Here is a 12,179-nt window from a genome sequence, read left to right as displayed (position 1 = left end):
TTACAGGTGATATGGCGAATTCTGGTTGGTTTGATTTTCACGGAGCAAGCCAAAGACTTGCTCCGTGCGAGCCGAGAATCCACTTAACTGCGCAGAGTTAGGCGGCTTTATTCGCCGTAGTAACGGTGGGTATCACGGTGACATTATTGGTTTGGCTCATCATGTGATTAAAGTGAATAAGTTCAAGTTCACCCTTTTCGTTTTCGATCAGCGCCGAGCAATTTTCTATCCAGTCGCCGTCATTCACATAATGGATACCATTAATCATCATGGATTCTGGGTGATGAATATGGCCACATATTACACCGTCCAACCCCAATTCGTTTGCTCTAGAGCAACAGGCTTCGCGATAGCGAGCGATGGCTTGGTTAGCCCCTTTGATATGACGTTTTATATAGCCGGCGAGTGACCAATAATGAGTTTTACGCCATGCGCGGAAACGGTTGTACCAACGATTAACAAACAGCAATAGATCGTAGCCTTTGTCGCCAAGCCAAGCGTGAAACTTACCAAGCGTGACTTCGGCATCAAACTGATCGCCGTGTAAGACTAAGTAGCGTTGGCCTAGAGTTGTGGTGTGTACCATCTCGCGTTCAATCTCAATATCGCCAAAAGCCATGCCGGAATATTTCTGAATTGGCGCATCGTGGTTACCCGGTAGATAAATCACACGGGTACCGTCTTTGCTCATTTGCATGATTCTGTGCATTACTTGGTTATGGGCTTCCGGCCAGCGAAATTGTTTGCTCATCTGCCACATATCCACGATATCACCAACCAAATATAGGGTGTCTACTTTAATCGTATTAAGAAATTCGAGCAGGAAGGCAGCTTTACAATCTTTGTTGCCAAGATGGAGGTCGGACAAAAAGAGTGCTTTATAGTGTATTGGTTTCATTGTGGTTCTCCCAAGATTAGCGCTTGGGCCACCACTTTATGGTTTGGTTTTGACAGTTAGGTGACGACGATTTGAACAATCGATGACAAAACAAACAAGGTTTTGTGACACCTTAGGGAATAGCAGACACAAAAAAGCGCCGATAGTAAACTAACGACGCTTTTACATACTGCTGTTATAGCGAGATGTTTAGCTTATAGCGCTTTAATTTGCGCAGCTAGACGGCTCTTATGACGAGCAGCTTTGTTCTTGTGAATCAAACCTTTGGTTGCCATTCTGTCAAGAATCGGAGTAGCAGCTGTAAGTGCAGCTTGAGCACCTTCTTTATCGCCATTTGCGATAGCCGCAACTACTTTTTTGATGCTTGTACGAGTCATGGAGCGACGGCTTGCATTATGCTGACGACGCTTTTCGGCTTGGATTGCACGTTTCTTAGCAGACTTAATGTTAGCCAAGGTGTAACTCCCAAAATAAATTCATGTCAAAAACGAGGGTGCGGATTGTGCCTATGTATCGCCCATTTGTCAAACAATTTCGCTGGTTATAGCTATTTTGCTTTGCTTTAACGCAATGACTAGCGATTTGAGGCCGAATTCTCCTTTACCCCACACTTGTAGAGGTCAATACTTAAGCAAAAATCAAAGGTATTCCTGAGGAGAAAAAACCCGTGCTGACCGTTGCCGATATTATGACACATCCTGTAACCACATTAACACCAGAAATGAGCCTTCGTGATGCTCATGATATTACGCGCCAGCAGGGAATTCGACATTTGCCCATTGTCGCCAAGCAGGCATTAGTCGGAATTGTCACCCAAAAGCGTATGATTAGTAAGGTAATTAGCTTAATGACATTATACGGCCAAGAAGAATTAGCCAAAAATGAAGGGGTGACTAATATTATGGAAGTCGCGGTGACAGATTTTGATACCGTTACGGCCGACCAGAAAGTCAGTGAAGTTGCGCCGTTTTTTCTGAAGAACAAACACGGCTGTTTACCGGTTGTCGATAACCAAGGTGAATTGGTGGGGATTTTAACTTCCTCTGATTTTGTAAAGCTGACTATATCTTTGCTCGAAAACATGGAAAACTAGCACTAACCGCTTTTATTACTGAGTTTTCATCGAGGTCCTGTGTCAGGGAAGTTATTAAAGTCTGGGATCATTGTCAGTGCAATGACCTTACTCTCACGTGTGTTAGGGCTGGTTCGAGATGTTGTCGTTGCGCGATTGATGGGGGATGGAGCTGCGGCCGATGTCTTTTTCTTCGCAAATAAAATACCTAATTTCCTACGCCGCTTGTTTGCTGAAGGTGCGTTTGCCCAGGCATTCATTCCGGTACTGACTGAAGTCAACGAAAATGAAGACAAACAAGCGCTGCGCGCTTTTATCGCCAGGGTGTCGGGCACGTTGGGCGCGATTGTGTTTGTTGTTGCATTACTTGGTGTAATTGCTTCTCCCGTAATCACCGCACTCTTCGGAGCAGGGTGGTTTCTCGATTACTGGCGTGGAGAGGATACGAGTGGCAAGTTTGAACTGGCTTCCACTATGCTAAAAATTACCTTTCCTTATATTGCGTTTATATCCCTAACAGGTTTAGCTGGTGCAGTGTTAAATACGCTGAATAAATTCGCGGTATCTTCTTTTACCCCCGTTATATTGAACGTATGTATCATTGGATGCGCCGTGTTACTTACGCCTTACTTGGCTCAACCTGCTTTTGCGTTGGCGTGGGGAGTGTTTGTTGGGGGCGTGGTGCAATTATTGTTTCAATTGCCGTTTCTAGTTAGAGCGGGTGTGTTAGCCCGCCCTCGTTGGGGCTGGTCCGACCCTCGGGTGGTTAAAGTCCGCACGTTGATGATTCCCGCGTTATTTGGCGTGTCAGTAAGCCAAATAAATTTATTACTCGATACCCTCATCGCAAGCTTTTTGGTAACAGGTTCAATTAGTTGGCTGTATTACTCAGACCGTTTACTTGAGTTTCCTCTGGGGTTATTCGGTATTGCCATCGCCACCGTGATTTTACCTACGTTGTCGCGCAACCACGTGAGCAAAGACCCGAAAGCCTTTGCGTTGAACATGGAATGGGCGTTTAGAATGGTGTGCGCACTGGGGATCCCTGCTGCGGCAGGGTTGGCGGTATTGGCTGAACCAATCTTAACCGTGATTTTTCAGCGCGGAGCTTTTACCGAAGACACCGCACGCATGGCCTCCTATAGCCTCATCGCTTACTCTGCGGGTCTATTGAGTTTTATGCTGGTTAAGGTGTTGGCGCCAGGGTTTTACTCTCGTCAGGATACCAAGACACCGGTGAAGTTTGGTATCTGGTGTATGGCTGCCAACATGGTGTTTAATCTTATATTCGCCATACCTTTTGGCTATATAGGCTTGGCAATTGCGACCACGTTGTCGGCGACGCTAAACGCAGGGTTACTCTATGCGGCGTTACACAAACAGGGAGTGTTTGCGTTAACGCGTCCTTCGATGGGCTTTTTGTGGCGAGTCGTGGCATCGACCGTTGTGATGGTTGCTGTTGTGTATTACCTGCGTTATGACGTTGATTTTTTTGCCTTGTCATTCGCTCAGCAAGTCGCTGAGCTCATTTTATACATCGCTGCTGCTGCGGCGGTATTTGCCAGCCTGATGTTCAGTTTGGGAATACGCTTGCATCACTTCAAGTCTGCTGGGGGATAATAAGTCTCATGAAATGCGGGCGAAGGCGTTGGTATTACGTGCCGTGTCGTTTATAATCGCGAGCTTTGTGACCAGACTTGATTAAGGCAGTTGTACCAAAGTGGAGCTAATTAGAGGCCTACACAACCTGAGAGATGAGCATAAAGAGTGTGTACTTACTATCGGTAAGTTCGATGGTGTACATTTAGGTCATCAAGCAGTTCTCAGCAATGTTTTAGATAAAGCGCGGTCATTGGGGTTACCTGCAACCGTGATGGTATTTGAACCTCAGCCCGAAGAGCTTTTTACTCCAGATACAGCGCCTGCTCGTATCAGTACCTTGTCGGAAAAGTATAAAGCGCTGAAAAAGCTAGGCGTTGATCGCTTGCTTTGTGTGCGTTTTAGCCGAGAATTCGCCAGCCAATCACCGCAAACGTTTGTTAATGATTTATTGGTTGAACGTCTCGGTGTGAAGTTTTTAGTGGTAGGCGATGACTTTCGCTTTGGCAAAGGTCGCAGCGGCGATTTTGCTTTATTGCAATCGGCAGGCGAAGAATACGGCTTTGAGGTTGCGAGTACACAGAGTTTTCGTATGGCTGATTGTCGAATTAGCTCTACCGCGATTCGCGAAGCATTAGCGGATGGTAGTTTTACCCAAGCTGAAAAAATGCTGGGTCGCCGCTTTTCGATTTCAGGCAAAGTGGTGCACGGCGAGAAAAAAGGGCGAACCATAGGTTTTCCCACCGCAAACGTGTTGTTAAACCGGTGTCAAACCCCCATTTTGGGCGTGTTCGCCGTGACAGTGTTGATTGATGGCATAGAGTATGGTGGTGTAGCTAATATTGGCTCTCGCCCCACGCTTAATGGCGTACGTACGCAACTTGAAGTGCATATCTTTGAGTTTTCTGGGTACGTTTACGGGCAGCCCATCGAGGTGATGCCGGTAGAGAAAATCCGCAATGAGGTGAAGTTTGCCTCTTTTGATGATTTAAAAAAACAGATTGAAAAAGACGTGCTCAGTGCACGTGAAATTTTGAATAAACAGAAGTAGTACACTGTTTGGTGAGACGCCGAACGGTCGCTTAACGCAATAATAAGTGGACGGATTAAACAAAGGCTATGAGTGAATATAAAAGCACCCTGAATCTTCCTGAAACGCCATTCCCAATGCGTGGGAACTTGGCTCAACGGGAACCTGCAATGCTGAAAGAGTGGCAAGAAAAAGCGATTTATAAAACAATTCGCGCAGCAAAAGCGGGCAAAAAGCCGTTTATTTTGCACGATGGCCCTCCCTATGCGAACGGTGATATTCACATCGGCCACGCCGTTAACAAAATTCTGAAAGACATTATTGTTAAAGCAAAGACATTGTCTGATTTCGACGCGCCCTATGTGCCCGGTTGGGATTGCCACGGTCTACCTATTGAATTGATGGTAGAAAAGAAAGTGGGTAAGCCAGGTAAGAAGGTGACCGCCGGTGAATTCCGCCAAAAATGCCGTGAATATGCGCAGAAGCAAATTGATGGTCAAATGGCTGACTTTAAGCGCTTGGGCGTATTTGGCGAGTGGGACAAGCCTTATAAAACCATGGATTTTGACTCTGAAGCGAATATCATTCGTGCGCTGGGTAAAATCGTTGAGTCTGGTCACTTGGAAAAAGGTTTTAAGCCTGTTCATTGGTGTACAGACTGTGGTTCAGCCCTCGCTGAAGCTGAAGTGGAATACAAAGACAAAGTTTCTCCAGCCATTGATGTTAAATTCCCAGTGGCCGACACCGATGCTATTGCAGCAGCCTTTGGCGTTGAAGCCTCTGCATTGACAGAACACAATGCCTCAGTGGTTATTTGGACCACAACGCCATGGACATTGCCTGCTAACCGCGCGATCAGTCTGCACCCAGAACTTGAATACAGCTTGGTTGAGTTGGGTTCAGATAACTCTTGGGTTGTATTGGCAGCCGACCTCGTAGAGAGCTGTATGCAGCGCTACGGACAAGAGTCACACAAAATCATTGCGAGCTGCAAAGGACAAGCGCTTGAGAAGTTAGCGGTAAATCACCCGTTCCTTGAGCACACCGTGCCATTGATTCTTGGCGAGCACGTCACGACTGATTCTGGTACGGGCTGTGTACATACGGCGCCGGCACATGGTGTAGACGACTTTAACGTCGGCAAACAATACGACATTGAAGTGTATAACCCAGTTGGCGCGAATGGTGTGTATCTTGAAAATACACCGATGTTTGCAGGTCAACACGTGTTCAAATCGAATGAAGCTATCATCGAAACGGTTGCAGAAAAAGGCAACCTGTTATTGAACATCGCATACGAGCATAGCTACCCCCATTGCTGGCGTCACAAAACGCCAATTATCTTCCGTGCGACACCGCAGTGGTTTGTCAGCATGGATAAGCAAGGCTTGCGAGCTCAATCAATCGAACAGATTAAAAAGACTGAGTGGATCCCTGAATGGGGTGAAAACCGCATCGAGAAGATGGTCGAAGGTCGTCCTGATTGGTGTATCTCCCGTCAGCGCACGTGGGGCGTACCGATTACGCTTTACGTTCACAAAGTTACCGGTGAGCTACACCCTGCAAGCGTTGAGATTATTGAAAAAGTCGCGGTTGAAGTTGAAAAATCAGGTATTCAAGCGTGGTGGGATATTGATGACTCAGCACTATTGGGTACAGATGTTGACCAGTACGATAAGGTCACTGATACCTTGGATGTATGGTTCGATTCAGGCGTGACTCACTACTTCGTAGTGGATTGTCGTGATGATATTCCTGCAAAAGCAGATTTGTACTTAGAAGGTTCGGATCAGCACCGTGGTTGGTTTATGTCGTCATTGATGACATCTACTGCGATGCACGGCCATGCGCCATACCGTCAAGTATTGACCCACGGTTTTACCGTAGATGCGCAAGGTAAGAAAATGTCTAAGTCTGTGGGCAACGTGGTTGCACCTCAGCAAGTCACCAACAAATTAGGTGCAGATATTCTGCGTTTATGGGTGGCGTCGACGGATTATCGCGGTGAAATCGCTGTATCAGACGAAATCTTAAAACGCGCTGCTGATGCCTACCGTCGTTTGCGTAACACAGCCCGTTTCTTGTTAGCTAACCTGAATGGCTTTGAGCCAGAACAACACGCGGTTGCTGCTGACGACATGGTGGCGTTAGACCGCTGGATTGTGGCGCGTACTGCTGCATTACAAGAAGAGTTAGTGGCGGCATACGAAAACTACGACATGCTCGTAGTCACGCAAAAACTCATGCACTTCTGTTCAATTGAGTTGGGTAGTTTCTACCTCGACATCATTAAAGACCGTCAATACACAGCCAAGACAGACAGTGTTGCTCGTCGTTCATGTCAAACAGCATTGTTCCACATCATGGAAGCGCTAGTGCGTTGGATGGCACCCATTACCAGCTTTACTGCACAGGAAATTTGGCAAGAAATGCCAGGTGAGCGCGAAGAGTTTGTATTTACTCAAACGTGGTACGAAGGTTTTGCTGGTATTGCTGAAAACGCAGACTTTAACAGCGACTTCTGGCATCAAGTGATGGCGGTGAAAGATGCAGCCAACCAAGCGATGGAAAAAGCGCGTAAAGAGCAACGTTTAGGCGGTTCTCTTGAAGCAGAGGTTACGCTATACGCTGAGCCTGAACTTCTCGAAAGTTTGAGCAAATTAGAAAACGAGTTGCGTTTTGTCTTGATTACATCGGCTGTGAACTTGAAGCCAGTAACAGATAAAGCTGATAACGCTGAAGCCACCGACGTTGATGGATTATTTGTTGCTATTGATAAAAGCGAAGGTGAGAAGTGTGCGCGTTGTTGGCATCACAGAGAAGATGTGGGCAGCAACGAGACTCACCCAGAGCTTTGCGGTCGTTGTGTGACCAACGTAGACGGCGAAGGGGAAGTACGCCATTATGCTTAATCCCATTAAAAATAGTGGGTTGCGTTTCCTATGGTTGAGTGCGCTTGTATTCGTACTCGACCAATGGAGCAAGTATGCTGTCGTGGCTGATATGAAACTGTATCAGTCTATTCAAGTATTGCCCTTTTTTAATTTAACTTACGTACATAACTACGGTGCGGCGTTTAGCTTTTTACACGGTGCAGGCGGTTGGCAACGTTGGTTTTTTGCGCTTATCGCAATATCGGTTAGTGCTTTGATTTTGTGGTGGTTAAAGCAAACTCCGAAAAAGGCTGTGATGCTACCCGCTGCGTTCGCCTGTATTCTTGGGGGCGCACTTGGGAATTTGTACGACCGTCTTGCGCACGGCTATGTGATCGACTTCCTCGATTTTTACGTTAATGATGCACATTGGCCGGCGTTTAATATTGCAGACAGCGGCATCTTTATCGGTGCCGTGTTGTTGATTTTAGATATGTTACGCAACCGCGAAAACGACGCCACAGACAAAGCCCAAGAGTCATCGACCAGTGAGCAATGAGGTAATTATGTCAAACGAAACGATTTTGATTGGCGACAACAGTGAAGTGATTATGCACTTCGATTTAAAACTGGAAGACGGCTCTGCGGCAGACAGTACCCGTGTAAATAAAAAGCCAGCGAAATTAGTCATGGGTGATGGAAGCTTAACGCCTAACTTTGAAGCCTGTTTAATTGGCCTTAAGCAAGGTGATAAAAAGTCTTTTACCCTTGCAGCAGATGACGCATTTGGGCAGCCTAACCCTGATAATATCCATCATATGGACCGTACTCGGTTTGGTGCCGATATGACGTTGGAAGAGGGAATGATTATCGCCTTTGCGCAACCGGATGGTTCAGAAGTGCCGGGCATTGTACGCAGTCTTGCCGGTGATTCTGTCACCGTTGACTTTAACCATCCTCTTGCGGGACAAACGGTAATTTTCGATGTGGAAATTATCGATGTTATCGCACCAAGTACTCAAGCTTAAAGGTAATACGATGCAAATTCATCTCGCAAATCCACGAGGCTTTTGTGCCGGTGTAGACCGTGCAATTACCATTGTTGAACGTGCACTGGAGTTGTTTCAGCCTCCTATCTATGTGCGCCACGAAGTGGTACACAATAAGTTTGTTGTTGATGGCTTGAAAGAACGCGGCGCGGTGTTTGTTGATGAACTTCATGAAGTGCCTGATGATAACATTGTGATATTTTCTGCCCACGGGGTGTCACAAGCGGTAAGAAAGGAAGCCGAAGATCGCGGCTTGAAAGTATTCGATGCCACTTGTCCACTTGTGACCAAAGTGCATTTAGAAGTGACGCGAGCCAGTCGCCGTGGCACAGAGTGTATTTTGATTGGTCATGCGGGTCACCCTGAAGTAGAAGGAACAATGGGGCAATACGATAACGCGAATGGCGGTATCTATCTTGTTGAATCAAGTGATGATGTAGCAACACTTGAAGTAAAAGACCCGGCTAATTTGTATTATTGTAGCCAAACCACGTTGTCGGTAGATGATACCGCTGATGTGATTGATGCTTTACGGCAGAAGTTTCCACAAATTGACGGGCCTCGCAAAGACGATATTTGCTACGCTACGCAAAATCGTCAAGACGCAGTGCGAGAACTATCACAGGATTGTGAAGTTCTTCTGGTTGTAGGTGCTACGAACAGCTCAAACTCAAATCGTTTACGTGAACTAGCTGAAAAAATCGGTGCGCGTGCTTACCTTATTGCTGATGAAAATTGCATTCAGCAAGCTTGGCTTGAAGGCGTTGAGCACATTGGAGTTACCGCAGGCGCATCAGCGCCCGAAGTTTTGGTAAAGCGTGTCATTCAGCGTTTACTCGATTGGGGAGCGGTTAAAGCCTCCGAGCGCCCGGGGCGTGAAGAAAACATCGAGTTTGCCGTGCCCAAAGAGTTGCGGGTCAAGCAAGTCAGTTAGCGCTGTAACCCAGTTAAGAACAACGTATTTCATTAAAAGCTACCAACACCCTCTTGGTAGCTTTTTCATCTCTGCATCTAAATAAATAGCATCGCACTTACTGTTGCGTTTTTGCGCACCAATGGCTGTCGCTTGAAGCTGAAAGGGGTTACCGGTTTTTGTGTTGATACTAAATTTGTAATACGGCGATACGGGTAGGCTCAACGAGGTATTATCGGCGTATTTGTGGTGGACCAATCGATAGCGTTGTTGGGCGAGGTGCAGTTGCACCAATTGCTGTTGGGCCTCGGCACGGCGTGCTTTCACAATCAAAGTTTGATAATTTGGCCAAGCGAGAGACAATAACAGACCGCAAACGGCCACGGCCATGCATATTTCAACTAAACTCCAGCCTCCCTGTTCCTTCATATCTCTCTCCGTTATTGCGTGAACACCCACAGCATAAACGACAATCTAAACGTCTTAAGCTGAACCTGTGTTCGGTTATGAGCGAAACGCGTCCAGAGTTCAGTCTTTTCATGGCGGAAAGACAGATAAGGTAGCGTTAGCTTTTTATTACAGATAGTGACAAATAGTGACTTGGTTTAGGAGAGGGGCTGTCGGTGGGTATAGCCTCATTGAAATGATGATTGTAACGGCAATTGGTACTAGCTTTTTTGCTGGTGCGTTGGCGTTGGTGGGGAATACAACAGCTGTCCTTGTGCACTATCGACAGCATCAAGAAGCTGTCGCCATGATTGATCGCGTACTGCTGTTAATGACAACGGAGATCGCACGACATGGTTTTATTGCTGGAAACGACCACGAGCAACATATTCTCCCCATTGTCATTTCTCAGCACGGGGATGAAGCTGAGGCAAGTTGTGTATTGTTTGCTTACGACAGCAACAAGAATGGACAACTTGACCCACAAAACCCCGCTGAGTATCGCGGCTTCAGGCTACGGGATAACGCGATAGAAATGCGTGTCGCCCAAAAGCATTGTAAGGCTGCTGGCTGGCAGGATGTTACCGTGAAATCCTTGATAAAAATGACTGAGTTTAGTGCGCGTTTTAACTCTGCTAACACGCTGGCGATATCAGTGACGGGTGAATTGTTATTGCCAAACAAGGTACAGCTCAAGCGTACTAAAGTCGTGTACATCCCAAACTACATAGCGGGAGAAGTCATTGAATAGTATTCGCTGTCGCAGCGCCGCAGGCGCGGTGTTGTTGTCATTTAGTGTGTGCGTGTTATTGCTATTTACATCGGCAGCACTATTTTGGGCTCGACAAGCATTACTATTGGGGCAAGCTGATACCAATGCGTTACAAAAACAGCGCTTAGCAGGAACAGCGCCGATCTATCTAGCACAAGCCATTGGTCGAGTACTGCAACAACAAAACGAAAAAACCGATGGTCACGCACAATATCAGGCCAAGGTTGGAGAAAGCACAGGCAATATTTCGGTCGCACAAAACTGGCAACAGGGTTCACATACTTTGCATCAAGGAATAATAGATATTGAACTGGCGATAAAAGACGATAAGGCCCAAGTTGTTAGGTCTTCACGCTTCAAAATTACCTCTTTATTTCAGACGCTTCCAGAGCGTGGTGTTACGTATTTAGCAAGCTCATCGCCCGCTGTGGTTTTGCCGTTCCTCATAACAGAAATCAACCAGATGGCATTGATTAATGCTCTGGCACAAGAGATACACGACACCTGCGATACGCTGTCGGCCGCGACGACGGGGGTGATCTGGGTTACCCAGCAATGTGAAATACCTTCGGGGCACACTATTGGGCAGCGAGACGCACCGGTTTTTCTATTGTATACCGGCGAGGCATTATCATTGTCTCTCGGTGCACACATGTTTGCTTGGGTTTATGCGCCAGCACTTGAGCAAGCGAAGTTCGCCGCAGGAAGTTATATTGAAGGTGCAGTGGTGATCCCGCCGCTAGTTAACTTGCCTTCACACGCGGTGCGGCATTCCAAATCTGTGCTCACCACCTTGTCTACGCTGCCGTCGTTATACCTTGTTCAACGTGTGAATGGTTCGTGGCGGGATTTCTGAACGTGAGGTTTAGTCACACGATTACACGGGGTTTTAGCTATATTGAACTGTGTATTGTGATGCTTATTTTTAGTATTGGGTTGTCGGGAGCTGCGGCAATAATTCAACAAAGTCGCGAGGTTCAGCGCCTTAGTTTTTATTATCAAACCGCCGCAGAACTGGCCGCAACACGGCACGATCGCATTCAATCACAGTTGAGTTTACCTACCGCGCTCAGTTTACCTTTTTTACGTACTACAAAAGTGACGTCTTTGTCTGACTCTGTGCAGCACAGAGTCAATGGTGTGGTGTTTAAGGAACAATGGCGTCTGCAAGCGGCAGTGCCTGCGGCCACTAACCTTCCAGAGCTAGTTAACATTAGTCGACAATTAGTGATAACCATAAGTTGGCAAGACTCCTATCAAGATAAACATCAATTCGATGCTTCCTATCGGGTTTTGTTACTTCCTCAACAATCACCATCTCGCTGAATTTATCTTAGTCGCAGTGACTTCATCACCGGATACAACTCTGGTTTGTTGTTAAGTGATTTTGACTATCTCAACTACACTTATGACGAGATAAGTGCGTAACGCAAAGTTATGGCTTTTGATACCCACTGTTGATTGCAGATTTTGAACAAACGCCATTCCTGCGGCATAACTATCATTGGGTTATACACAGCAATAAC

Annotated in this window: 13 protein-coding genes; 10 read left to right on the top strand and 3 right to left on the bottom strand. The window is 46.6% G+C overall.

The genetic code is table 11. The features are described 5' to 3' along the window. Window positions 1-97 precede the first annotated feature (97 nt). Both ACXAH6_RS08905 and rpsT read right to left on the bottom strand, forming a co-directional pair. Entirely contained in the window at window positions 98-898 is an 801-nt protein-coding gene (locus tag ACXAH6_RS08905) for a UDP-2,3-diacylglucosamine diphosphatase (RefSeq protein WP_474876313.1), read from the bottom strand. A gap of 194 nt (window positions 899-1,092) precedes the next feature. Next, window positions 1,093-1,353 carry a 30S ribosomal protein S20 gene (gene rpsT, locus ACXAH6_RS08900; RefSeq protein ID WP_474876312.1) on the bottom strand — a complete coding sequence of 87 codons (261 nt, stop codon included), beginning with the start codon at window positions 1,351-1,353 and terminating at the stop codon, window positions 1,093-1,095. 212 nt (window positions 1,354-1,565) lie between these two features. Here rpsT and ACXAH6_RS08895 point away from each other — a divergent pair, with 212 nt between their 5' ends. The 7 genes from ACXAH6_RS08895 (at window position 1,566) to ispH (ending at window position 9,455) form a co-directional block, all read left to right on the top strand. Then, entirely contained in the window at window positions 1,566-1,991 is a 426-nt protein-coding gene (locus ACXAH6_RS08895; RefSeq protein WP_474876311.1) for a CBS domain-containing protein, read from the top strand. A 39-nt stretch (window positions 1,992-2,030) separates the two neighbouring features. Continuing rightward, window positions 2,031-3,590 (top strand): murein biosynthesis integral membrane protein MurJ, encoded by a 1,560-nt coding sequence (murJ, locus tag ACXAH6_RS08890; protein ID WP_474876310.1) that lies wholly within the window; start codon window positions 2,031-2,033, stop codon window positions 3,588-3,590. Window positions 3,591-3,690: 100 nt separating this feature from the next. Continuing rightward, window positions 3,691-4,620, top strand: a complete 930-nt coding sequence (ribF, locus tag ACXAH6_RS08885; RefSeq protein ID WP_474876309.1) for a bifunctional riboflavin kinase/FAD synthetase — start codon at window positions 3,691-3,693, stop codon at window positions 4,618-4,620. A gap of 68 nt (window positions 4,621-4,688) precedes the next feature. Continuing rightward, entirely contained in the window at window positions 4,689-7,511 is a 2,823-nt protein-coding gene (ileS, locus tag ACXAH6_RS08880) for an isoleucine--tRNA ligase (protein ID WP_474876308.1), read from the top strand. Further along, the gene (gene lspA, locus ACXAH6_RS08875) at window positions 7,504-8,031 is read left to right on the top strand and encodes a signal peptidase II (RefSeq protein ID WP_474876307.1); all 528 of its coding nucleotides are present in this window, start codon (window positions 7,504-7,506) and stop codon (window positions 8,029-8,031) included. The genes ileS and lspA overlap by 8 nt, the downstream gene beginning before the upstream one ends. A 7-nt stretch (window positions 8,032-8,038) precedes the next feature. Next, complete coding sequence (gene fkpB / locus ACXAH6_RS08870; RefSeq protein ID WP_474876306.1) at window positions 8,039-8,500, top strand: FKBP-type peptidyl-prolyl cis-trans isomerase; 462 nt, start codon at window positions 8,039-8,041, stop codon at window positions 8,498-8,500. Window positions 8,501-8,510: 10 nt separating this feature from the next. Beyond that, window positions 8,511-9,455, top strand: a complete 945-nt coding sequence (ispH, locus tag ACXAH6_RS08865; protein ID WP_474876305.1) for a 4-hydroxy-3-methylbut-2-enyl diphosphate reductase — start codon at window positions 8,511-8,513, stop codon at window positions 9,453-9,455. Between the two features lie 39 nt (window positions 9,456-9,494). Here ispH and ACXAH6_RS08860 read toward each other — a convergent pair whose 3' ends face one another. Continuing rightward, window positions 9,495-9,863: a type IV pilin protein gene (locus ACXAH6_RS08860; protein ID WP_474876304.1), complete on the bottom strand. Its 369-nt coding sequence runs from the start codon at window positions 9,861-9,863 to the stop codon at window positions 9,495-9,497. Between the two features lie 214 nt (window positions 9,864-10,077). On the opposite strand from ACXAH6_RS08860, the gene ACXAH6_RS08855 reads away from it, so the two are divergent. From ACXAH6_RS08855 to ACXAH6_RS08845, 3 genes are read left to right on the top strand one after another with little or no spacing between them, the layout of a single operon-like run. Beyond that, window positions 10,078-10,632, top strand: a complete 555-nt coding sequence (locus ACXAH6_RS08855) for a hypothetical protein (RefSeq protein ID WP_474876303.1) — start codon at window positions 10,078-10,080, stop codon at window positions 10,630-10,632. Then, window positions 10,625-11,509 (top strand): hypothetical protein, encoded by an 885-nt coding sequence (locus ACXAH6_RS08850; RefSeq protein WP_474876302.1) that lies wholly within the window; start codon window positions 10,625-10,627, stop codon window positions 11,507-11,509. Before ACXAH6_RS08855 ends, ACXAH6_RS08850 begins: the two co-directional genes overlap by 8 nt. A gap of 2 nt (window positions 11,510-11,511) precedes the next feature. Further along, the gene (locus ACXAH6_RS08845) at window positions 11,512-11,979 is read left to right on the top strand and encodes a type IV pilus modification PilV family protein (RefSeq protein ID WP_474876301.1); all 468 of its coding nucleotides are present in this window, start codon (window positions 11,512-11,514) and stop codon (window positions 11,977-11,979) included. The last annotated feature ends 200 nt before the right edge of the window (window positions 11,980-12,179 follow it).

The organism is Alteromonas sp. ABE4_545 (assembly GCF_056161325.1).
Note: the sequence above shows the minus strand (reverse complement) of the source record. Positions and strands in the feature narration are given on the sequence as shown.